This is a genomic window from Bacillus cereus group sp. BcHK124, from assembly GCF_027712065.1.
GTDB classification, from domain to species: Bacteria; Bacillota; Bacilli; order Bacillales; family Bacillaceae_G; genus Bacillus_A; species Bacillus_A pacificus.
Genome location: NZ_JAQFPJ010000013.1, coordinates 43,628 through 67,302, shown reverse-complemented (window position 1 = coordinate 67,302; position 23,675 = coordinate 43,628). Strand labels below are relative to the sequence as shown.

Below are 23,675 nucleotides of genomic sequence, written 5' to 3'. Positions count from 1 at the left end.
GGATAAAAGCTAAACAGAGTATATTTTTTAATAAAACGGTTATATTGATGTATTGATTAATATAACGGTGAGGTGACATATTTGAGCATAGCTGTAAAAGTAATGAAATACCAAATAGTCTGTCCTGTAAATATAGAATGGAAGACGTTTGAAATATATTTACGTACACTTTCATATCATTTTAGAACTATTGGGAATAGAACTATACAAAAATTGTGGGAATATGATAATCAATCATTGAAGCACTTTAAGGATACTGGCCAATATCCAAGTGCCCAACAATTATATGGGTGTACTCAAAAAACCATAAGTGGATATATTTATGATCAGTTAAAAGAAGAATATCAAGATATTAATAAAGCCAATATGTCCACTACTCTACAGAAGACAATTAAGACCTGGAATAGTAGAAAAAAAGAAATTTGGAGTGGTGAGATGTCCATTCCTTCATTCCGAAACAATTTACCAATTGATATTCATGGAAACTCTATTCAGATAATAAAAGAAAAGAGTGGTGATTATATCGCAAGCGTATCTCTTTTTTCATCAAAATTTATAAAAGAAAACGATTTACCCAATGGTAAAATTTTAGTGAAATTATCGACAAGAAAACAAAATAGTATGAAGGTAATTTTAGATAGAATAATTGATAGTACATATGCCAAAGGCGCTTGCATGCTCCATAAACATAAAAAGAAATGGTATTTATCTATTACTTATAAGTCAAATATAAAAGAAGAACTTAAATTTGATGAAGATTTAATTATGGGCATAGATATGGGGAAAATAAATGTTCTCTATTTTGCGTTTAATAAAGGTTTGGTAAGAGGGGCAATTAGTGGTGAAGAAATTGAGGCTTTTCGAAAAAAAATTGAGCATAGACGTATAAGTTTATTACGCCAAGGTAAGTATTGTAGTGGAAATAGGATAGGGAAAGGCCGTAAAAAACGAATTAAACCAATTGAAGTACTAAATGATAAAATAGCCAAGTTTAGAAATGCTACGAATCATAAGTATGCCAATTATATAGTGCAACAGTGCTTAAAATATAATTGTGGCACTATACAATTAGAGGATTTACAAGGAATAAGTAAAGAACAAACATTCCTAAAAAATTGGACGTATTTTGATTTGCAGGAAAAAATCAAGAATCTGGCAAATCAATATGGGATTAAAGTGGTGAAAATTGACCCATCCTATACAAGTCAACGATGTAGTGAATGTGGGTATATCCATAAAAATAATCGGCAAAATCAATCTACCTTTGAATGTCAGCAATGTAGTTTTAAAGTTCATGCAGACTACAATGCTGCCAAAAACATTTCTGTGTACAATATTGAGAAGGTAATACAAAAACAATTGAAGTTACAAGAAAAATTAAATTTAACAAAATATAAAGAACAGTATATAGAGCAGATGGAAAATATTAATTAAATAATGTAGTAGGAAGTAGTTTGGCGGATTTCCACGCCATAAATGGAGAAGTGATACACGGTAAATTTACCAAGTGTCAACGCCCCGTAAGGTAGTATCGAATGTTAAAAAACATTGATACATAGGCATTCTGAATGCTTTGAAGGATGTAACACAAAGACCGTTACATAATACATTAATTTGCGGATAAAAAAGCAGGATATTGTTGATATATAAGGGATTGTCGCAATATTTATTGTTAATCATCCATATATTATCGAGATAAAACATAACAATAGATGTATTGAAATGCGGACAGCCAAGTAACCATATGAGTAGGAATCTTAGGAAAAACATAATAATAGATGTATTGAAATGCGTCCTCTTTTTATATAAAAGGAGGAACCTGGTAGGTAAAACATAATAATAGATGTATTGAAATACTTATTAATAAGTCGGTTAGGACCCTCTATTTAGGGTTTAACAAACTAATAGATGTATTTAAAAAGATAACAAATCATTAAGAAACCCTGGGTGCAGGAGTGTGAATTATTAAATTTTCGGCGGATTTCCACGCCATAAATGGAGAAGTGATACACGGTAAATTTACCAGGTGTATACGCTCCATAAGGTAGTATCGAATGTTAAAAAACATTGATACAAAGGCATCCTGAATGCTTTGAAGGGTGTAACACAAAGACCGTTACATAATACATTAATTTGCTGGTAAAAAAGCAGGATATTGTTGATATACAAGGGATTGTCGCAATATTCGTTATTAATCATCTATCTATTATCGGGGTTAAAACATAACAATAGATGTATTGAAATTGGGGAAATGCTCGGCACTTCACAAAATCATTGCGAAGTTTAAACAACCTGATAGATATTTAGGAGTCTCATTGAACATTGATTCGATTTGTATATAAATAGAGTAAATGTTATTATATAAGTAATCCAATACTGAAAAAATCATATTGCAAAAGGACACACCTACGCATAACCATAGCGTAGGTGTGTCCTTTTTTTGCTTAAGGAGGAAAAAGTTATGGGGAAAACATTATTTATTGCCGAAAAACCAAAAGTGGCCAATGAAATTATGAAATCGCCACGATTCCGTCACTCACAAAAGTACATTGGTAGCAAACCTTATTATGGTTATTATGAAAATGAACATTATATTGTCAGTTGGTGCCGTGGGCATCTGCTGGAATTAAAAAATCCAGAAGAGATGGATCCAAAGTACAAAGTGTTTAGTTTAGAACACTTACCTTTAATTTATGAGCCAGCTTATAAGGTGAAACAAGAGAATGCTGAACAATTACAAATCCTTGTTAAACTGCTGCAACGCCCTGATGTTGACCATGCGGTGAACATTTGTGACGCGGACCGCGAGGGAGAGTTAATTTATAGGGAAGTATATGAATTTGCAGGTGTGAATAAAAAGCAATCTCGTGTATATAAATCCTCTTTTGAAGCGGCAGAATTAGAGACAGCTCTCAATCGATTAGAAAGTGCGTCTAAATACGATGGACTCGCGTATTCTGCTAAAGCAAGGCAGTATCTGGATTATCTATTAGGGATGAATATAACCAGGGGATGTACCACAAAATTAGCACAAAATAAGTTCTTATTGTCATCCGGCCGTGTACAAATGTGTTTATTAAATGAGATACGCCAACGCGAATTAGCAATTGAAAACTATAAAGAACAATCTTATTATCATCTGCAGCTAATAACAGATTTAGGACTTAAACCGGTTATGAAAACAGAAGACCAAGTGTTAAACCCATCGCCATTAAGAAGTTTAGGAGAAGATTTAAAAGGACAATATCTTGTAGTAGAAGAGTTTAAAGAGGGAACCAGGAAGAAGAATCCTAAATTACTATATAACTTAACAGACCTGTATAAAGATGCTCATGCGCAATTACAAATTAATGCTGAAACTTCCAGAAAACACATTCAAACTTTGTATGAAGAAGGTTTCATAACCTACCCTCGCTCATCTTCTAGGCATTTACCTACAGAACAAGTGGACCGTGTAAAAGGTGTTATGCAGGCACTAGCTAAGAGTCAGTATTCTTTACTGGTACAATCCGTCGACATTGAAGCAATTGATGTGAAACATAAAACGTTCAATGATGAGCTTGTATCAAGCCATTTTGCTATTATACCGACGACTAAACAATATCAAGAGGAAGGTCGTCCAGAGATTGAAAAACAACTATATAGCCTCGTGGTAAAACGTTTTGTGGGTAATTTCATGCGTCCTGCAGTATACCTGGTAAGAGAAGTATCGCTTATTGACGCGATGGGAAATAACTATCAAACAAAAGAAAGTGTACTTCGAGAAAAAGGGTTTCTAGAAGTGTTTCAAGAGGAAATAGAGGAAGAAAGTGTGGAAGTATTTAAAATTCCTATCATGCAGAAAGGACAGGAACTTCAAATTTGCGATTTTGAGTTACAGGAATCCAAAACAAAGAAACCAGCTCTACACACAGAAAGCTCAATTCTGACTTTCATGGAAACAGCAGGACGGAAAATTGACGATGAACATTTAAAGGAATTAATGAAGGGGAAAAGAATTGGAACCGTTGCAACCGAAGCAACCTTTATTCCAGCTTTACATGAGAAGAACTATATAGCCATTGAAAAAGGGAAAATTACTACGACTCCAATTGGCCGTGCCTTTATTGAACAATTTCCTGTTCAGCAAATTAAAGATCCACTATACACAGCTGAAATGGAAGGAATGATACACCGTATTGAAAAAAATGAAATGAGTTATGAGGACTTCATTGCCCAAACAAATACATTTGTACAAAAAATAACACAAGAGATTATAAGAATACCTGACACGGTTTCGCACAACCTAATAGAGACCTGGAAGCAACAAATAGAAGTCTGCCAATGTCCTTGTGGAAATGGAATAATTTTAGATAGAGGGAAATTTTTCGGGTGTAGCAATCATCCAAACTGTAACATTGGATTACCCAAAAGAATAAAAGAAAAAACAATTCCTGCAGCACAAATTAAAAAACTGTTTGAAGAAAATAAAACGGACATTATAAAAGGTTTTAAATCTAATGGCAAAGAGTTTTCTGCTTATCTAGCATTTGTTAACGGTGAAGTCAGCTTTAATCTACCTTCAGTTGAAGAATTATCGCTAGGTCAGTGTCCAAAGTGTCAAAAAGGACAAATCCTAAACCGTAAAACGTTTTTTGGGTGCTCAGAATATCAAAACGGATGCGATTTTATGTTGCCGGCTAAAATTAAAGGCAAGAAATTATCCGATAGCCAGATTAAAAAGCTAGTTAATAACAATGTAACAGACTTCATTAGTGGTTTTAGTGGGGGAAAAGGAGAATTCACAGCTGCGATTCGATTAAACCCGGATCTTAGTATTTGTTTTGAATTTCCAACTACAGATGATCGTACAGTAGGTAAATGTCCATTATGCCAGAGTAGAGTCATAATAGGGAAAACAAACTATCTATGCGAACAATACAAGAAGGGCTGTGATTTCATTGTTTCAGGAATGATACTTGAAAAAAGAATTACAGCTAGTCAAATAAAAAAATTATTAGAAAAGAATATGACGGATACAATAAAAGGATTTATATCGAAAAAAACAGGAAAATCATTCGATGCGAAATTAACATATGACTCTTCACAGAAGAGAGTCTCGTTTATATATGAGAAGAAGAAATAATATCGCAAAATCTTAAATTTCATATATAAAATTAATTAGAACTATGATATGATAAAAGTAACAAAATACTTCTAAAACTATCTTGCAAAAGGACACACCTACGCATACATATGCCATAGGTGTGTCCTTTTTTATTTGTTTTTGAAATTTCAAGACTCAAAAGGGGGATATATATTGTGTACCACTAGTATAGCATCTACTAATGTTTCTTTTGAAAAATTGAAAAGTCAGGAAGAGAATGAAGAAAATATAGTTTCAATATGTCCAAGTTGTAAGAAACGCTCATTTAGAGCGCTTTATAATGATTATCCAAAATGGATACAGTTTTGCCTATGTTGTAATTATCGAGAAGTAAATACAATAGAGAGTCCGTTTGTTTTTTAGATGCGGCTATTCACGTATTTTGATTAGGAGGAAGAAATTTCGATATGAAAATATGGATTAAGGCTATTTGTATAACATCATTCGTATTTCAAATGGCAGCATGTAGCAATTCAACGCAAACAAAAAATGATTCAAGACCTGCCCAAGCAGTACAAAACGGTATACAACAGCACGTGGAAGGGAAAGGTATTGTTGATATTCCAGAAGCTTATAAGGGGAAAATAAAAGGCTTAGAGACTGTTAAAGGGAAGATATTACATATAAAGGACGGAGATACGATAGACGTGAACGTAAAGGGTCAGAAACAGACGGTAAGGTTACTGTTATTGGATACTCCTGAGTCTGTATCTCAAAAAATCCCACCACAAAAGATGGGAAAAGAAGCCTCTTCCTTTTTAAAGAAACAGCTAGAAGGGAAAAGTGTCACTTTGGTTTATGATCGGGGACAAAAAGAAGACAAATACGGTAGGAAATTGGCTTATGTATTTTGTAACGGAATACATATTAATGAATTAATGGTCAAGTCTGGTTATGGGATTATAGCCTATATTTCTAGACCTAATACTACATTTCTACCTGAAATGCTAGAAGCAGAAAAAAAAGCAAAAGAATTAAAGGCTGGTGTGTGGAGCATTAAAGGATTTGTAGATGAAAAGAATCGGCATTATAACCGTAATGATGCAGCTTAATATCAATACTTATTCCAAAAGGAGGTTTCTTGAATGAATGGAAACAAAAGAAACATGCTCTTATCTTTTTTTATTTCTACTTTCTTTATTTTTTTGAGTCTATTTTCATTTAGCGGTAATGAATATGTGTATGTTATATCAAAAATTGGAGCTGCAGCTGGTGTGATAAATATTGTCATAATGAGTGTGTTCTTGTATTTTCAAAGCAAAAAAATGAGACATCTCTTAAATTAATACAGCAAAAGCGCTTGTTTTCCTTACTCGTATATAACAGAAAAGGGTAAGGAAAACCGAAAGGGGAATGTTTTAGATGAGTCAAATACCAGGGTTCTTGAAGTTTGTTTTAGCAAAGGAAAGACGATATGTATATTTGGCTGTAGCAGAAAAGAAAAACAAACGAGTGAAAACACATATTGTATATAGATTCGGTCCACTAGAAACAGCATTAGAAACTATGTACGGAATGCGTGATGATTTTGAGAATTGCTTTCCACCAGAGTTGAAAGATAAGGGGTATGACTGGGAAGATCTAAATGATTGGATACTATCCATTGAAACCGGTTATTCCAAATACGGAAATAAGTTAGTGACATTCTAAATAGATAATTGAGATAATATCACATCCTTATTATAAAACCTTCAATGCAACTAAAATCGTGTGAGGAGAACATAAAATGGAATGGATTCGTAAGTACCACATTGCAATTGCTTGGACGATAGCTACTAGTGCAATGTTAATTAGTTTGTTTTTTAGTGAATGGATGAAGCTGCCGCCATGTGATTTGTGCTGGTACCAAAGAATGGCCATGTATCCATTAGTATTAATACTGGGGATAGGAATGTATAGAAAAGATCCGCACGTCAGCACGTATGCATTTCCATTTGCGTGTATCGGTTTAATGTTATCTGTCTATCAAATTACAATTCAAGCGTTTCCTATTAGTGAGATGAAGACTTGTTCAGTAGGAGTTTCTTGTACAGAGGATTACTTAAATTTATTCGGATTCATCTCAATACCTATGCTATCTTTTATTGGATTTTTAGCCATCATAATACTTCTATATATTAAATCTGATACAGAGACAAAAGAACAAACAATATAGTGGTTATGAACAATGTACTCAAGTAAAAAAACATACTTAAAAATAGATAATTAAAACAAAAAGAAATTATAAAAGGAGAAATTAAAATGACAACTATTCAAGCAAGTAATGAAATGTACAAAATCCCAGAGGCGGATGTAGAATTATTAAAGATTATGGCTCATCCAGTTAGATTACAAATTGTGAAGGAGCTAGAACACCGCAAAATTTGTAATGTAACACAATTAACAGAGCTATTAGATGTCCCTCAATCAACTGTATCTCAGCATTTATCTAAGATGCGTGGCAAGATTCTCCGCTCCGAAAGAAGAGGATTAGAGATGTACTATCATATTGCAAATTCCAAAGCATGTCAGATTGTTAGTGTACTAGGTTTATAAATACCTCAAATTAAATAGCGGATTATGAAATTAAAAATAAAATAAGGGCAGCCTAGCATAGCTGCCCTTATTTTATTTGTGATTTTGCATATATTTGTGCGCATTTAGTATAGCAAACATTAATCTTTGCTATCAACCTTCAATATTTTTTGTTTCTCAATATGTTTAGTATGCTTTTATTTTATAATAAACTTAATTCTTTTTATTTATCTATATTTCCTGGGGTGAATCCTTTTACTAAGGATTCCTTTTTTTATTTTTACAACTTCTTAAATTAACAAAATTCAATTTTAAGCAGATTTTTATTTATAAAGAAACCGTTGAAATAGCTTGTTTATAAAGGAATTGTTGCTTTCCGTTACTGGAGACTAGCACTGAAAATTTATCAACAGCAATAATGACTCCAGGTACTCTTACTCCGTTTATTAAAAATATCGTTACTACTCTTTGTTCCTCTATTAATTTCTTATAAAAATCTTCTTGTGTATGCATTAATAGTTGCGCCTCCTCTCTAAATGTCCCAATCTTTTTAACTCATTCTAATAAATGTATAAGGAATGGTGTAATTATATTTTTTTATAACATATACACTTGAACGGTTATTTTCTTGAAGGAATAAAACCACAAATTTTTTAATTTATTCTAATACATATTCATGTAGGTCTTCTTTATCAAAATACAACATTATACAACATTCTTGTTTTAATTGTCTTTTCTAATTTGTCGGGAGTCATTTTTTAATTTAAACTTTTAGTATTAAAATGCGATGTTCGTATTCTTCCTTTTATCTACCGTTTCCAATCCATAAGATCTTAGCTTTTCCCAACTCTTTTTAGGATGCCTTTTTCTTGTATGTCTTCTCGTTTGTTCAGTGGTTATAGCTTCTATCAAATCTAATGGGAAATGGTTATAAAGGGCATGCATATATCCTTGCTCTATCATACCGAAGCAATCACAATCGTTGTCCATGAAGTAATTATCTTCAATTAATCGCTCAAGTTCCCTTTCAAGATAGCTCAAGTCATGCACTTTACTTTCAGAAATTAAAATGCCATTAGAAGTTCTTTCGATCTTACCAAGTAAATGATCTCCAATTTCTTTAGATATATTATCTAATTCCTGTATTTTTTTCATATGTTCCTGATTTTCTAAGATAAATTCAATATACTTTTTTTTCATTATATTCAACTCCTAGTATCTTTCTATATCCATGCAATAATAACCTATCTCTAATTTAACAAATTTTTATGGTGTTATTAATTAAAAAAGTACAACCTTCAATGACAAAATGTATCTCTCGCTGAAATCTAGTTTTGTCACGTTAATGTACTTAAGGAGGAACTTTAATGAATTTTGGGTTGGTTACCTGATGATTATTTTATGAACAGAATTAATGAAAATCTATCTATTGTATTAGATTTAGGTACAATAATTTATAATTCTAACGATTCACCAAGAATTATAATAAATAGACAACAAAGTTTAGACAGTAAAAATAGAAAAATAACATATACAAAATAAAATAATCTAAAAAAGGGAAGAAAAATTTCTTCCCTTTTCATAATGCATGAGTTATGAAAAATGAATTAAATTAAGACTTTAACCACCATGATTTCCGTGTGCATATTGAATAACATCAATAGCTTTCTGTGTTTCTGTAGGGGATTGGGCACCAAACATTAAAGTAAAAATAGTAATTACACCAACTAAACCGAGCATTGTCTTTTTCATTTTAATGCCTCCTTCTCAAAAGCTTTTTTTCCTGCTTGAGAACATGAATAGAAATAATGACTTGCTTTAACATGGTTATTTTCTTTATAAAATGCAGTAGCAAGATATTCTTCATACTCTTTAATGTATTCGAAAAGTTCTTGCTCTTTAAAATATGATACGCCTTCTAACACTGTCTTTTCAAGTGTTTCGGCAGGAAAATCTCCATTCATTGCATCTAATATTTTAAAATGGTGCAGATACTCTATATTTGCAACCTCTTCACAAATGGAATGTCCTGTTACTATGAGATCTTTTGCAACGGAGTGATTTCCTTCTTTCATATGTTCCCTTGCCTCAATAAATAGTGCTTTATAATTGTTAGGCATTTTTTGATTTACTTCTGAAAGATATCTAATAGCTAATGACGAGAGGTTTTGAGTAGCATACATTAACCCTAAATTTTGACGCACCATTAAAATAAATTGCTCTTCGTCTATTTTTTGGAACATATCCATTGCTTTCGTAAAATACTCTTCTGCGAGTTCCCATTCTCTCAAATGAGTACAAGCTAGGCCTATAAGGTTATCACAAAAAGCGACATTAATTTCATACCCAGCATGTTGAGCAAAGATTTCCCTTGCCTCTGATACTTTTTTATAAGATAAGAGCCCTTGATACATATCATAATGGAAAGCTCCAACTTTATAATAAAATTCCGCTTTTTCCAATTCATCAGGAATGCAGTCTAAAAGTTTTTCTGCGTTTTCATAACTCTCTTTTGCGATTTGATATTCTCCAATAGTAGAGGCATGAATTCCTTTGAAAAAGTGATAATAATAAGCTAAGAAATTATCTGTAGGCATATCAAAAGCCTCAACTTTGTCAAAACTGCTTTTTGAAACGCTTAAATTATCAATTACAAATTGATATCTAAAATCTAGTAGTGAGTAGTAGAGCAATAAATTCTGATCCTCTTCAATACTATGAATCTTAGTATCAATTATTTCTTTTAATTGATGAGCATTACCTATACGTCTTGAGCGGATTTCAAGATACCAATCGTTTAGTAGCTTTGTAATTTCATTGTTTCCCTTAGTTGAAACAATCATTATTTATTCCCCCATCCTATAGAAGTCTACTGATGTTATATATTACCATTGTAGCAAAATCCCCATTGTATTTAACTGTTTTATTTTTATTTTTCAACAAAATTCAGAAAAATCAATCAACAAATAAAAGCGGAACAGATTTTTGAAGGTACTGGTGCAGATGGTATATGGAATAAGGCTATATTCAAAGTAAAAGAAGGTAGCTACTATTATATATCTGAGAATAGTACGATTGAGGTAGCTGCCAATGAGTATCTAAACGTAGAAGTGTTAGAAGAGGTCCATCAGGGAGAGGATTATAATTTATTTGCTGTAAAAGGGGACGAAAGAGACATGCTGCAGCAGTTAGAGATGGATAGATTTAATTTTGAAGATGTAGAACGGGGAGACCTTAATCTATTGGATAACGAAATTATGAGTAGTACAGGTGCTATAGAAGAGTGGGGAATTGAATCATCAACATTACGTAAAAGAATAAATGATTTCCCAAAAGGCTCAATCCGTAAAATTGGAACTACATATGCTGTGCCTCGATTTGGAATGCGCTGTGTCTTCGGTTCGGATAAGAAGTAAATAAAAATAAAATAGGAGGAGCGATCAATGAAGAATCACATAAGGAATTCTAAGAGTCAATTACTACAAACCAATAAGAAATGATCTCACCTAAGCAAAAACAGCGTGAAACCATATAAAATTGATTAAGAGAGGCTTATATAGAGAAGATTAAGGTTCATAACCGTAGATTGAAACCTCAGGAGCACGCGGATGTTTTAAGCTGGGTATTGTTTAAAATTCGTGAACACAGTATATGATATAATTTTTCTGATAGAGTTGGATAAGTTAACAAAAGGTGGTATTAGCTATGCGTAATGAAAAAGATGTTTCGGTTACCAAAAGAGCTTCTGATGATCTGAATGATTTGGATGATTTAAGAAAAAAGGTTATAGATTTAACAAAGGAAACAGGGGAATCAATCAAAAGAAATATTATTAGTTGTAAAGCATTTAAAGATTCAATCCCTATGGATTTACTTTATATGAGAAATACTAAAGATTCGAATTTATTAGATTTAGTAAAAAGTAATAAGTTTATTGTATTACTTGGGGATGCAGGTGAAGGTAAGAGTATATTTTTAAAAAGAAGTGCTTATGAAATTATGAGTAATCGCGATCCAAGTAACAACTATCTTGCCTTATATTATTCATTAAATATGTATGCAGATGAAGATATTCAAATGTTACTAGAAAAGGAATATGGAGACTTTACTAAATTTAAAGATTTAAAGTTTCTTTTTCTATTTGATGAATTTGATCAAGTCCAAAATAAGGCATTACTTATAAAAAAATTGCAGTCTTTTCGGGATAAGTTTTGTGATTCACACTTTTGTATTGCATCTCGCTCAAATGCTTATTCAAATAACTTTAATAATGCAGAATTGGTTCAACTATTACCTTTTTCCTCCCGTGATATTGAACAATTTGTAAAAAATAAATTACCTTTGAAATATAATGCACTTCTACAGGATGCTAAAATATTTAATTATATGGAATTTATGAAAAATCCATTCAATCTAAATGCAATTATTGATTATTATAAAATAAATAATTCTCTCCCTAAAAATACTGCGAAAATTATTAATGAAGTTATAAAATCTTCAATCAATGAAAAACTAAATGAATTAGAAGAAGATATCTTATTTAAGGAATCGTATGAATTAGAAAAAGTATACTTCAATTTACAAAAAATAGCATTAGTTATGGAAAGCATCCAATCAAATTTCTTAACAAATAAACAGCTTATGACAATTATCCCTAATAAAGAAACTAGGCATGTCATTAAAAATTTATCTATAATTAAAAAAAGATTTAATAATAATAATATTAGTTTCCAGTTTATTCATAATAATTACAATGAGTATCTTGCTGCAGACGCTTTAAAAAATAAGAGCCTCGATGATATTTTACAATTAATTACTATAGATGGATTGCCTGAATTTAATATTCTGCCATCATGGAAAAACACTGTAGCTTTTTTGTTATATTTGAGAGATAGCCAAGATCTAATTGAAAATCTAATTACTATAGATCCTTCAATGCTCTTAGATTTAGAAGTTGGAAGATTAACAAAGCAACAACGTAATCAAATTTTTAAAACTCTATATGAGAGATACTCCTCCCGTGATATTTGGTTAGGAGATAATCCATTTGATTTAGCAAAATTAGCGATGAATAATGAAACATACAGTTATTTAAAGGATAAAATCATAAGTTCAAGTAGTAATATGGATAAATACAACGCTGTTTATATAATTCGATACTTCAAAGAATATGCAGAAATGGATTTAAAAAACAAACTCATTGATCTTGTATTAAACATAGATATTAATACTGAATTGCGGGCAGTTAGCTTATCAACTTTAACAAGTTTGTACCAGGTGGATAATGAACTTGTTAATGCTGTATTACCTATTCTTCAAGAAAAAGAAAATGTAGGCTTAATTGGTTCTTTTTTTAGATTCTTAACTAAATATTCAACAGTGGATGATTATATTGAATTTATTATTGAACACATTCCTTTAATGCACTTTAATCTTGATTCAACCATTCATTTATCAAACTATGCTATTTATGATTGTATAGAAAAACTGCAATCACTAGATGCAATTATAAAACTACTGGATTATTTTATTGAAAACACCCAGATACTAAGGGATATTCATATTGATGATTTAATACCTAGCATAGTAGGTAAAGCATTAATTTATCAGGAATCTTCGGTTGTTTGGAATAAGATGCGGGAACTTTTAAGGAAATCAGATATCATATCTCCGCACAAAGCAATGTATACTATTTTCAATTTTTTTGTAGCTTCAGGTACTTTAAATCAGCTGTTCGATAGTTTTTACAATCGTGCGGAAATTAAAAAAGATCGTTATTATTACAAAGTAATTGCTTTATCGATGACAGAGGAGAATATACTAAGACTTATTTCCGATAAAAAAGATGATGTAATATCTGAAAATGAAATAATGAAAATAATTTTTGAAATGCGTGTGTATCATCAAGAGGAGGATTTCGTAGAAAAATTAGTACATGATCTTAATATCGAAGAGCCCACTTCTAAAAATTATGAAGAAATACAAAACAATAAACTAATGGAATTTATTGAAATTATTTTCTCAAAAGAAAAGTTTTTAGCAGAAGTTAAAAACATATTCATAGGTGAAGAAAAAGAAGCATTATGTTTCGATGATTTGGAAATCGATAAAATGTGGGATAATTTAAAAGGTGATGAGAAATATAATAGTTTTATGTTGCGGTGCTTAAGAGAAATATTGAAAATAAAACCTATTACATTTGATGAATTCGAAACATTAATTCCAGATTATGATGTATTCACACTGAATGAGGCGTATAAAATAAAAACGAATAATTCGAATATCGAATTTTCTAAAGAACAAAGAGAGAAAATTTCACAAATATGCTATGACAAAATAAAACACGTTGATTTTAATACTGCAATTACTTACAACGAAAATAGTGTAACATTTGGTTCAATATATGTGTCATTATGGTTTTTCCAAAGACTGTTTAACCTTCAATATCCGGAAAACATATTGTTGGATATGATATCATTTGATTATGTTATTAAAAACAATCATGTGGGAATTAAATATATAGAAAAATATGTTAGTTTGTCTTTAATGCAGGAAAGAATCCTTTGGAACCTAATAAATAAAGACATCAGGGAGCAAATACTATACAATCATTTAAGCTTTTGTAAAGAGTATAAGGTAAGGGATTCAATAGAGATAATAAAAAAATTATTTAGTAACAGTAATCTTTCTAATCGTGATAAGTTGGAATGTCTAAAAACTTTAATTTATCTAGGTGTAGAAATTTCATACTTAAAAGAGTTAATGGTGTCCACTGAAGACGAGAAGATTTTTGATACATGTGCCGCTTATTTAAGTCAGCTCGAACCTCAAAAAACTCAAGATATTTTAATAGAAAGTCTTAATAAAAAAGACAATATAGCTTTAAAGAGTGCTGCACATTTAATAAACTATCAAAATATAGAAGGTATTGAGTATTACATTAATTACATTCGAAAACAAAAAAAATATGGTTCTTTTACTTCACAAATGTTAATTCAAAAGATATCGAATATAGAAGCATTGGAACTCTTATTTACTTTATTAAATGATGTTGTAAGAAAAGAAATTAAGCAAGAACCATTTGAACGACTTCAAGAAGAAATAGTATCTGCGTTTAAAAATATAGCCGTAAAAGACGCAAGCAGCTTAGGAAAAGTACTTGAAGGGATTTTGGGATTTATTGAACAAAACAAAGAAGATATCGAACTAAACGATTTCCATGTAATCCACGATGATGTGTTGAAGTTTTATAAATCAAACTACAAAAAGAGCAATGATATTTACACTACTTTAACCTCAGTCAATCGAATCCTCTTTGTCCCAGAGGATGAAGAATATCGAAATAAACTAATAGCATGCATAAATCTTCAGACTGATATTATGGAGAATACGACTGCTATAGATATTTTCAAGTTACATCCTAAGAACATGGGGAATATTGCTTATTTAGTTTCCCTTAAATTAAGTAAAAGCAACCGCGAATTCGAGAATTTTATCAATTATATGCAGCAAATCTTTTTTGAATCACTTCACAAAGAGCAAAAGCAAAAGAAAGATATCGATGGGCGTATATATAAAGAACATCGTACACTTTTTGAAATCTTAAATCTGATTCGATGTTTAAGACATTACTATCTTCATATGGAACTTAATGATCTAAATGTGGTAGAAACAGTGAACAACTTCTTTTTAAGCTTTGGAGGTCAACCAGATACTGCCGAAAAGTGGATGTTATTACATTCGAAAATAATTAAAGATTTAGAAGAAGCTCTTCTGAAGACTAAATCTACTCTCTAAATCGCTGCAAATTACAAGGATTAATAATAGAATTTATCCAATATAAATTACGCGATTAGAATTAGTACCTTTGAATTAATTCATTGGATAAAAAAATCTTCAATTTCACATCGAGATTAAGCAACTATATTTTTACCCCCGTCCTATATATAGAACGGGGGTATGTTTGTTCAATTCTTTAAATTTAAATCGCTCAATTTTCGTTCTACAACAGGTGCTTAGTGAATAGATGAACTAGACTGTAATTCTCGGGAATTATATGCTAAATTATTCAAGTTGCCTTTTTTCTAAACAATCAATAGCTTCACGTTTCTTCTCATTACTAATATTTGTATAGATACTAGTAACTTCGACTGAAGTATGTCTAAGTTGATCTCGAAGTAATACTAGGTCTTTGTTTTCCTTATAATGATTGGTGGCATATGTGTGCTGTCGTTTATGAGGGCTACGTTTTTCATCAAATGCACTTGAATATTTGTCAAATAACTTCTGTATAGCTCTAACAGTTAACTGCGTATATTTCCCTTTATAATTTGTTACAAAAAGTAAGTCTTCATCTTGAGGGCAGTTATATTTATCAGGACGAATCCTAATATACCCCTGAACATCATCTAAGCAAGAACGAGTGGCTATCTTTTATTACCTTTACGAGTCGCTTTTATGGTTCCCTGACCGAAGTTTATACTAGAAATAGTAAGACTAGCTACATGGGAAACCAGAAGTCTATTGTTTAAAATGAGGCTTATGATGGCTATATCTCTTTCCTTATCCCGCCGGAAAAACTATATTTTTGTGGTGATATATTTTTCAATATTTCTCGGTAATCAATTATAAAAATAAAATAAGCCATATCTTACTTGTTATTCGTTTAAAAGCCTAAATAGAAATAAAAAAAAAGAGAATAAGAGCAGTGAAAATATGACTAAATATAAATAAAATACTTTCATTTTTGATTGAATGAGAATATCTAGAATTATGACGAATTAATATTTTTATTATTAATCCATATATCATCGAAATTAAAATGAGTAGAAGTAACAGCCAAACAAATTGCACCCTATTATAATCTATGGACGTAGCATTAATAATAGCAGGTTTTATAGCGATAAAAAAAATTATTAAATATATAAAAAGACTTAGAATACAATATAATGAAAAATTCAACAAGTTTCTGTACAAATAATTCCCCCCTCTCATAGAAGTAACCTAGCCCTATTTAATTATTACCATCATAGCAAAATAAAGTTAATCTGAAGTTGATTTTAAACTATTTATTAATAAGAATCAGAAGATAAAAATAAGTAAGCATAGAATTTCTATTAATAATTAAATGTATATATTCATAAATTTTAATGCGTGAATAGTATTATAATGAATTAAATGGATGGTAATAATATTCCTCTTTGAAAGGGTGTATATTAAATGCAGTATTCTTACATTAAGTATTTTGATGGTTGGAAAAAAATATTTCCTAGTGGTAACTTAATAGAATTTCAGGAGAAAAGTTATATAGAGTTAGATTCTATGATTATAGATAATGAAAAGGAAGCTAAGCTTATTAAAGGAAGAAAAGCTATATATCAGGCAATATGCCCTATATGCGAAGACATCATGTCGTTTAATAAAGGATCTAAGGCCGTTAATAAAAATCCATATTTTTTTCATTTAGATAAAGAACAATGTTTTTCATTTGAATCACTGGCACATGCTAGAACTAAGAAATACTTATATGAATTATTTAGTAAGGCTGGTTACATCGTAAAAGAAGAGAAACGATATAAAGACATTTCACGTGCCGACGTAGCAGTACTGCAAACAATTGATGGAAAAGAAGAGCTGAAGCTGGCAATCGAGGTACAGGCGTCAAATATTCGGACTAGTAATATTGCAAAGAGAACAAATATATATTTTGAAGAAAATGTACCAACTGCATGGGTGTTAATACTAGATAGTTTCTTTCCACCTAAGGAAAAAGAAGTAAATGGTGAAAAAATATACACGGATAGTTATAGTGGCACAAGAATTAGTAGTTTTAATCCAGAAACAAATTCATATGAGTATACATATATTGCTCCATTAAAAGAGGAGTACTTCTTTGTAACAGGGGAAAATAATAAAGCATTTAACTATTTGATGGATGTATACCATGTTATTGTAACTGTTGATCATAATGGACATGTATTTTTAATTCGAAGAACTCCCGAAAGTTCTAAGTTAAGGGTAGATGCATTATTAGAGAACCGAGAACATTCAACACAAGATGATATATTTCTGGTTAACCGAATAGCAGAGTCTGACATTGTACCAGTATTATTAGAAACAGAATTATTGCGTGCACCAAATAGTGAAAATGATACGAGGCTGAAAAAGAGTACTCAATTAAATGAAAAATTTAAAGGCCAAATTCATAGAAGTGATTCTGATCCCACGAAGTTAGTAGATGCTGCTATTGAGTTTGATAAAGCCTGGCAGATAGAGGAAGCATTAAATAGTATAGAATTAGCGAGAAAAACAAGAGAAGAAATAAAAATAGCCTATACTAACAAACTACTAGAGATAGAGCAACAAAAAGCAGAGGAGCGCAGAAGGCAAGAGGAAACATTGGCTGAACAAATGGCAAAGGATTATATGAACGACTTATACAATCAATATAAAAAGGAATTTAATATGCTAGTAGACCGCTTGGAGGCAGAAAAGGTTCAATTTCATTTATCTTCAATCGGTAAGTGGTATTCTTGGTTGAACTATTTAAATGAAGAGTGCCATAAGTGGTATATAGTCGTAAAAACTTTATTTAAAGGATTTCCAACACGTTTCTTAAGTGATAAGAATGATTATGAAATGTATTTTAATAAGGAACAAAATAGTTATAAAAAATGGATTGAGGGTAGAAGTTTAAATGAGTTTGTAGAGGAATTACAGCAACATTATGAACAGGAAACAAATAATACTAAGGAAAAAATATTTTATCAAAAGCTTTTGACTAAGTATGGACAAAAGTTAGATAAAGTGCAAAAAAAAGAAAAAATACAAAGGGAGCAAGAAGAGCTACGTATCCGTCAAGAAAAAATAAAGAAAGAGGAAGAAGAACGAAAACGCATTCAATTACAGAAAGAGCAATTATATAGAAAACAAGAACTTTTAAACAAAGATTATGATGATATACCACTTTTAACAAAAAATGAAATCGATAATTTTAGAAATAGGTTTTGGGAGGAATACAAATGTATTCCTAAAAAAGAACGCACTGCTTATGAAAGAAAGTATTTTCCTTCAGGACTACCACGGTGGTTTATGAAAGACAAGATTCTCCATGTAGAAAAAGAAATAGAAGCTGAATTAAAAAAGAAAAATAGCAAGAACAAGGAGCAAAAAGAAAACTTAAAAGATAACGACGATGGCTATATTCAGCTGAAGTTATTATAAAAGAAATTTTTGTAATTGGAAGATAACATATATATCATTAAACTTTATTTCTTTATATTATAATTTTAAAATCGTGTTTTTTAGGAGGATACATATGAGATTAAATAAAAGTGAAAGATCATTGCCTGTATTATTAGCCTATGAAAGAGATGAAAGTGGAAATCTTGCAGTTTGGTGCCCTTATTGTGCGACATGGCATCTTCATGGACGAGGAGACGGGCATCGTAGTACTCATTGTCAAAATAGGAGAAGTCCATTTATAGAAACCGGGTATATTATTAAAAAGGGATCGAAAAAAGATTATGCTTTCGGTAGAACATATTATGACAGCTATGACAAATTAGATTTGAAATATCGTTACTAGAGGGTTTTTCTTTAATTTAAGAATCAATTTATAAGTAATGCCAATAAGTTAGTCTTATATAATCAGATAAGATATTAAAAGGAAGTGGAAGTTTAATGGGATATAGTACTCTATCTCTTGATTTTAAAAATAAAGTAGTTGTCGATAAAACGAAGTGGAAAGAAATATGGGATGATTGTATGGAACCAGATAGTTTTGCTGAGTATGTGTATATAGTGATTGAAAATGCGGCGCGTCGTTATAAATTTAAACATGACTTTGAACCAGAGATATACATGTTTAATTTGAATAGACCTTATAAGGTGAATCTGAGATTGGGTAATAAAAAATACATATTGATAATGAATCCCTTTGATGAAAGTCAACTTGTTAGTGGAGAATAAGGTTAATAAAAAATAAAAGAAAACCATCGTATTTTTCATTACGATGGTTTTTTAAATGGATGAAAGCCCTAGTTAATTAAGGATGAAGTGGATATTGTAACATACGTGTCGTAGTACGTAAAATGTTTTTTCTAATTACTCAATTAGTATTTTATTTTACATTATAGATGCTTCTTAAGATATTAATGAACCCTATACAAACATTTTCAAGCCAATTATGAATTAATGTTTAATTTGAAGAAATTTAAAAATTCAACGCAACTAAAATCTGATTATTTGAAAATTAATTAGATTTTATGGTAAAATTAAGGTTATTAATACAAAAAAAGGGTGGTTTGATTATTTGATAAATTCTAAAATTGTTTCATTGCAAGAAGGTTATACTTTATCAAAAAATGCAAGAAATCTATTCATTAATAGAAATAATCGTGCATTATTAATATATAGTCAATATGCAAAGCAAAATGCTCAATCTCTGTATAAATTAGCATATACGTATTTGGATAGTCCGTCCAATGAAATTGATAAAGGGTTTAATTATTTTACAAAGGATGAAATTATTTTATTTAATGATACATTAGCAAATGTTATAAATCAGTGCAGAGATGAGTGGATTGGTGATGTAAATCCTTATGAGATTATTGAAGATGAGAAAAAAAGGAAAAAATGTACATTGTGTAAGCAGAAAAATAAATTAATTTTTCATATCAAAAATCAATTTAATGGAATGAAAATGAATGTGGGAAGTAAATGTATAACAGCATTTCATTCATTAGAATATCCTTCTGGTCTGACTAAAGCAGAAGTTATGAGACGTGCACACCGACAATCTCGTATTCAGAGTTTAACATTAAAATTTCCTGGTATAGAAAAAATAGTATCGTCATGGGAATCTGAATTAGAAAAGTATCACGTCTTAATTCCTGAATTTTTAGAGAATAAGTACCTTGATATTGGGAGTGAATTAAAAGAGATATATAATAACTATTTAAAAAGACGGGTTGGAAAAGCTGATATAAAAAAGATTTCTAAACTTTTAAAGTCAAGGGATTCTTTTTTGAGCAATATGAGGGATTATGAAACGGAAAACAAACTAAAGGATTATGTTGTTACACGTAAAATTGTTAAATGGCTTCAATTAAAAAATGATTATGAAACAATTAAGCATATAAAAAAAACTGGTTATGTCACTTCTGATATAGTACATAAAATTTTAGAACCGAATTTTTTGGAATCATTAATCCCTAAAATTAATAGGCTTTTTGAAAAGCAAGGAATTAGTGTTATCGCATATGAGAAAGAATATGTAAATTATAAAATCAAACCTTTTTCAAATTTGGAATTCTATTTAAAAGTAAACAGCAGAATATTATTAAAAAATTTTGGGCCATTGTTATTTAGAAAGGCGATACCAATCGCTCCTAGCTTACAAAATATTTTTAAAATATCACATTTATATTCAGAAAATGAACAGAACATGGTACTTAATGAATTAAATAGAATGGATTCTGTTATAGGAACTGAACTTTTAGATTATGGATATGCATACGATCATTTTGAAAGAAATGAATTAGATTTATTTGATAAGAGAATAAAAAGATTTATTGTAGTGAATTTATCTAAATTTCTTGAAGAATTTAAAGGAGTTGCTTTTGAATTAGGGAAGATAGCGTCTATTGAACAATATGTAGATTATCTCTTAAAAGAAAATACTAAAACGTATACCTATTTAGATTTAAGAGGCATTCGTGATAGAACTGATAATGATATAGATAACAAAGAATAAAAATGACATGTAGTTAAATAATAAACAAGAGTAATAGTGATAATTTATATATTACTTAAATAAATAAATAAATAAAATCTATTAAAAATTTTATTTTAAAACTGAATTTTGCTTTAATTGATTAAAAGCTGTGATATGTATAATGAATAATAAAGGAAAAGCATCCTAAATAGGATGCTTTTCCTTTATTATTCAAACTGTCTTTTTTCTAATCGATCAATAGCTTCACGTTTCTTCTTATTATTTATATTTGTATAGATACTAGTAACTTCTACAGAAGTATGGCCAAGTTGATCACGTAATAATACTAGGTCCTTGTTTTCTTTATAGTGATTTGTAGCATATGTGTGTCGTAGTTTATGAGGGCTACGCTTCTCATCAAATGCACTTGAATATTTGTCACATAACTTCTGTATAGCTCTAACAGTTAGCTGCGTATATTTCCCTTTATAGTTTGTTACGAAAAGTAAATCTTCATCTTGAGAACAGTTATATTTACTAGGGCGGACCTTTATATATTCTTGAACATCATCTAAGCAAGAGCGAGTGGCTAATATAGAAGATCTTTTATTACCTTTACGAGTCACTTTTACGGTACCCTGACGGAAGTTTATACTAGAGATAGTAAGACTAGCTACCTCGGAAACCCGAAGGCCAGTGCCTAAAATAAGGCTTATAATGGCTATGTCTCTTTCTTTATCACGCTGAAAAAAGTTATATTTTTTTGGTGATATATCTTTCAACATTTCACCATAATCATTTGCTAGAAATTGGAGAAAAGCTACATCATCTTTTTCATTAAATATCATGTTTGCAACGTCATCTGCTCTTGCTGCTGCATCTACTTTCTCCTTATGCAGTTCAATTTTCTCCATTACATTACGTGAGATGTAATTTTCCCCTTGTTCATTCTCTGTGTTTTGAGCTAAGTACTTGAATAGAGATTTTAAAGCAGAGAAAGTTCTGTTAATAGCTCTTGTCTCAATACCTTCTCCCTGGAGATATCTTTGAAAAGTTCTAGCTTCATTTAATGGTAGATTTTCTAGTGTTGAAATTGGTACATCACATATATTAGTGACAACCTTACCGTTTTCAACGGCTAATCGATTACTTATAAGCCAGTTTAGAAACTTTTCAAATTCAGTAATGTAAGCATACAATGTAGCGGGGGAGAGGGCTGTTTTCATTTCTGCATACTCTATGATATACCAGGGCATTTTACTTTTATGTTTATCTATTAGGATTTTAAACTTTTCTTTTTCTTGGTTACTCATGTTGTACACCTCAAATCAAATAATGTAAATAAATTTTTAAACTAATACTTAAACTAACTATTCAAATTTTTGAGCTAGAATACTATTTTAATAAATAGCTTGATTACATATATGGATACCATACTAGTCTTTGAAAAAGAAGAGAGGTATCAATATATGATTGATACCTCTACTATACTCAATTCTATGAAATCCATCAAACTGTTCGTTAAATACACTTTTAACGAACTATTGGATGCTGATATTCTATCTCAACTAGGTGTAGCATCACATTACTATTAAGTTAAGGTTTTGAAGTACCCTCTAAATGAAAATTTTCTTTCTCTATAGTTAGTTATTCTGAGAAGTCAGCTTATTTTTTCAATTTAGGGGTGTTTACTCTTCTTAAATTGATGGGCATGTGGCGGGATCACTATTATCCAATCAGTTAGTAAACATAACATGAATTATAGTATTCGATAGATTAAGGGATAAACTGAAATCTAGTCTCAAAAAGGTAATTAGTTTAAATTATATTTATAGTAGAAACATCATTGCAGCATAATGAGCAGTAATTGAATATATACCTAGATTTTAAGTAATGAGAAATTAAAAATCTCCAAATTTTAACAAGTGCTATGATTATCTTGTAAGTTAACTATTTACTCCAACATTTAACAATGTATTGAAGTAGTAGTACTTAGTTTAGTATATAATAAATTATTTTAATTCCTTTCAACTATGTCGCGATGGAGTATATCAAAATATTATAAAGTAATGTAGAGCCATAAACTTTTCATACAGATTATGAATTTAAACAAGAAGTAATGCAAAATGCCATGGATATTGGTATGGGACAAGAAAAGTTCTTATAACAGGCTTTAGAATATTATGTAATAAAAGTATAGAGGTATTAAGTATTAAATCAAATAAAAAAGAGAAAAACTAACTGAAATAGTTGTTCTCAAATAATAAATGAAAATTTATTATTTATAAGTTAATATTA

General features: G+C 30.4%; 19 protein-coding genes and 2 pseudogenes. 14 read left to right on the top strand and 7 right to left on the bottom strand.

The window, feature by feature from the left end; genetic code table 11:
* Window positions 1-72: 72 nt before the first annotated feature.
* The 7 genes from PDK19_RS18490 to PDK19_RS18460 all read left to right on the top strand — a co-directional run bounded on the left by PDK19_RS18490 (window position 73) and on the right by PDK19_RS18460 (window position 7,681).
* Window positions 73-1,434 (top strand): RNA-guided endonuclease TnpB family protein, encoded by a 1,362-nt coding sequence (locus tag PDK19_RS18490; RefSeq protein ID WP_080344570.1) that lies wholly within the window; start codon window positions 73-75, stop codon window positions 1,432-1,434.
* 1,027 nt (window positions 1,435-2,461) lie between these two features.
* Window positions 2,462-5,125: a type IA DNA topoisomerase gene (locus PDK19_RS18485; RefSeq protein WP_046648653.1), complete on the top strand. Its 2,664-nt coding sequence runs from the start codon at window positions 2,462-2,464 to the stop codon at window positions 5,123-5,125.
* Window positions 5,126-5,553: 428 nt separating this feature from the next.
* Window positions 5,554-6,198: a thermonuclease family protein gene (locus tag PDK19_RS18480; RefSeq protein ID WP_000708129.1), complete on the top strand. Its 645-nt coding sequence runs from the start codon at window positions 5,554-5,556 to the stop codon at window positions 6,196-6,198.
* 33 nt (window positions 6,199-6,231) lie between these two features.
* Entirely contained in the window at window positions 6,232-6,432 is a 201-nt protein-coding gene (locus PDK19_RS18475) for a hypothetical protein (protein ID WP_044797021.1), read from the top strand.
* A gap of 76 nt (window positions 6,433-6,508) precedes the next feature.
* Entirely contained in the window at window positions 6,509-6,796 is a 288-nt protein-coding gene (locus PDK19_RS18470; protein ID WP_000078380.1) for a hypothetical protein, read from the top strand.
* A gap of 76 nt (window positions 6,797-6,872) precedes the next feature.
* A complete protein-coding gene (locus PDK19_RS18465) occupies window positions 6,873-7,301 on the top strand; it encodes a disulfide oxidoreductase (protein ID WP_046648657.1) in 429 nt (142 codons plus the stop codon).
* Between the two features lie 86 nt (window positions 7,302-7,387).
* A complete protein-coding gene (locus tag PDK19_RS18460) occupies window positions 7,388-7,681 on the top strand; it encodes an ArsR/SmtB family transcription factor (protein WP_000207870.1) in 294 nt (97 codons plus the stop codon).
* Between the two features lie 306 nt (window positions 7,682-7,987).
* On the opposite strand, the gene hfq is transcribed toward PDK19_RS18460, so the two are convergent.
* The 4 genes from hfq to PDK19_RS18440 form a co-directional block, all read right to left on the bottom strand.
* Complete coding sequence (gene hfq / locus PDK19_RS18455; protein WP_046648658.1) at window positions 7,988-8,173, bottom strand: RNA chaperone Hfq; 186 nt, start codon at window positions 8,171-8,173, stop codon at window positions 7,988-7,990.
* Between the two features lie 264 nt (window positions 8,174-8,437).
* On the bottom strand, window positions 8,438-8,860 hold the full coding sequence (locus PDK19_RS18450; protein ID WP_046648660.1) for a hypothetical protein: 423 nt from the start codon (window positions 8,858-8,860) through the stop codon (window positions 8,438-8,440).
* A gap of 420 nt (window positions 8,861-9,280) precedes the next feature.
* A complete protein-coding gene (locus PDK19_RS18445) occupies window positions 9,281-9,412 on the bottom strand; it encodes a Phr family secreted Rap phosphatase inhibitor (protein WP_086706967.1) in 132 nt (43 codons plus the stop codon).
* Window positions 9,409-10,503 (bottom strand): Rap family tetratricopeptide repeat protein, encoded by a 1,095-nt coding sequence (locus tag PDK19_RS18440; protein ID WP_046648662.1) that lies wholly within the window; start codon window positions 10,501-10,503, stop codon window positions 9,409-9,411. The genes PDK19_RS18445 and PDK19_RS18440 overlap by 4 nt, the downstream gene beginning before the upstream one ends.
* 123 nt (window positions 10,504-10,626) lie before the next feature.
* Here PDK19_RS18440 and PDK19_RS18435 point away from each other — a divergent pair, with 123 nt between their 5' ends.
* The 3 genes and pseudogenes from PDK19_RS18435 to PDK19_RS18425 all read left to right on the top strand — a co-directional run bounded on the left by PDK19_RS18435 (window position 10,627) and on the right by PDK19_RS18425 (window position 15,457).
* Window positions 10,627-11,076 carry a helix-turn-helix domain-containing protein gene (locus PDK19_RS18435; protein WP_046648664.1) on the top strand — a complete coding sequence of 150 codons (450 nt, stop codon included), beginning with the start codon at window positions 10,627-10,629 and terminating at the stop codon, window positions 11,074-11,076.
* Between the two features lie 27 nt (window positions 11,077-11,103).
* A pseudogene (locus PDK19_RS18430) lies at window positions 11,104-11,312 on the top strand (transposase); the annotation flags it as partial.
* Between the two features lie 53 nt (window positions 11,313-11,365).
* A complete protein-coding gene (locus PDK19_RS18425; protein ID WP_046648666.1) occupies window positions 11,366-15,457 on the top strand; it encodes an NACHT domain-containing protein in 4,092 nt (1,363 codons plus the stop codon).
* A 267-nt stretch (window positions 15,458-15,724) separates the two neighbouring features.
* Here the strand turns inward: PDK19_RS18425 and PDK19_RS18420 are convergent.
* A pseudogene (locus PDK19_RS18420) lies at window positions 15,725-16,286 on the bottom strand (tyrosine-type recombinase/integrase); the annotation flags it as partial.
* A gap of 47 nt (window positions 16,287-16,333) precedes the next feature.
* Window positions 16,334-16,636, bottom strand: coding sequence for a hypothetical protein (locus tag PDK19_RS27325; RefSeq protein ID WP_061130459.1), 303 nt, complete (start codon window positions 16,634-16,636; stop codon window positions 16,334-16,336).
* A 243-nt stretch (window positions 16,637-16,879) separates the two neighbouring features.
* Here PDK19_RS27325 and PDK19_RS18415 point away from each other — a divergent pair, with 243 nt between their 5' ends.
* The 4 genes from PDK19_RS18415 (at window position 16,880) to PDK19_RS18400 (ending at window position 21,416) form a co-directional block, all read left to right on the top strand.
* Window positions 16,880-18,883, top strand: coding sequence for a competence protein CoiA family protein (locus PDK19_RS18415; RefSeq protein WP_046648668.1), 2,004 nt, complete (start codon window positions 16,880-16,882; stop codon window positions 18,881-18,883).
* Between the two features lie 94 nt (window positions 18,884-18,977).
* Window positions 18,978-19,247: a hypothetical protein gene (locus PDK19_RS18410; protein WP_228920426.1), complete on the top strand. Its 270-nt coding sequence runs from the start codon at window positions 18,978-18,980 to the stop codon at window positions 19,245-19,247.
* A gap of 95 nt (window positions 19,248-19,342) precedes the next feature.
* A complete protein-coding gene (locus PDK19_RS18405) occupies window positions 19,343-19,630 on the top strand; it encodes a hypothetical protein (protein ID WP_046648672.1) in 288 nt (95 codons plus the stop codon).
* Window positions 19,631-19,973: 343 nt separating this feature from the next.
* Window positions 19,974-21,416 (top strand): hypothetical protein, encoded by a 1,443-nt coding sequence (locus PDK19_RS18400; protein ID WP_046648674.1) that lies wholly within the window; start codon window positions 19,974-19,976, stop codon window positions 21,414-21,416.
* Between the two features lie 188 nt (window positions 21,417-21,604).
* Here the strand turns inward: PDK19_RS18400 and xerS are convergent, their stop codons facing one another.
* The gene (gene xerS / locus PDK19_RS18395) at window positions 21,605-22,690 is read right to left on the bottom strand and encodes a tyrosine recombinase XerS (RefSeq protein WP_046646355.1); all 1,086 of its coding nucleotides are present in this window, start codon (window positions 22,688-22,690) and stop codon (window positions 21,605-21,607) included.
* Between the last annotated feature and the right edge of the window lie 985 nt (window positions 22,691-23,675).

Bases quoted from the DNA above. Each gene is read 5' to 3' on its own strand.
- PDK19_RS18440 (WP_046648662.1), bottom strand. From the start codon at position 10,503: ATGATTGTTTCAACTAAGGGAAACAATGAAATTACAAAGCTACTAAAC.
- PDK19_RS18405 (WP_046648672.1), top strand. From the start codon at position 19,343: ATGGGATATAGTACTCTATCTCTTGATTTTAAAAATAAAGTAGTTGTC.
- hfq (WP_046648658.1), bottom strand. From the start codon at position 8,173: ATGCATACACAAGAAGATTTTTATAAGAAATTAATAGAGGAACAAAGA.
- PDK19_RS18425 (WP_046648666.1), top strand. From the start codon at position 11,366: ATGCGTAATGAAAAAGATGTTTCGGTTACCAAAAGAGCTTCTGATGAT.
- PDK19_RS18445 (WP_086706967.1), bottom strand. From the start codon at position 9,412: ATGAAAAAGACAATGCTCGGTTTAGTTGGTGTAATTACTATTTTTACT.
- PDK19_RS18485 (WP_046648653.1), top strand. From the start codon at position 2,462: ATGGGGAAAACATTATTTATTGCCGAAAAACCAAAAGTGGCCAATGAA.
- PDK19_RS18415 (WP_046648668.1), top strand. From the start codon at position 16,880: ATGCAGTATTCTTACATTAAGTATTTTGATGGTTGGAAAAAAATATTT.
- PDK19_RS18460 (WP_000207870.1), top strand. From the start codon at position 7,388: ATGACAACTATTCAAGCAAGTAATGAAATGTACAAAATCCCAGAGGCG.
- xerS (WP_046646355.1), bottom strand. From the start codon at position 22,690: ATGAGTAACCAAGAAAAAGAAAAGTTTAAAATCCTAATAGATAAACAT.
- PDK19_RS18410 (WP_228920426.1), top strand. From the start codon at position 18,978: ATGAGATTAAATAAAAGTGAAAGATCATTGCCTGTATTATTAGCCTAT.
- PDK19_RS18480 (WP_000708129.1), top strand. From the start codon at position 5,554: ATGAAAATATGGATTAAGGCTATTTGTATAACATCATTCGTATTTCAA.
- PDK19_RS18465 (WP_046648657.1), top strand. From the start codon at position 6,873: ATGGAATGGATTCGTAAGTACCACATTGCAATTGCTTGGACGATAGCT.
- PDK19_RS18475 (WP_044797021.1), top strand. From the start codon at position 6,232: ATGAATGGAAACAAAAGAAACATGCTCTTATCTTTTTTTATTTCTACT.
- PDK19_RS18470 (WP_000078380.1), top strand. From the start codon at position 6,509: ATGAGTCAAATACCAGGGTTCTTGAAGTTTGTTTTAGCAAAGGAAAGA.
- PDK19_RS18450 (WP_046648660.1), bottom strand. From the start codon at position 8,860: ATGAAAAAAAAGTATATTGAATTTATCTTAGAAAATCAGGAACATATG.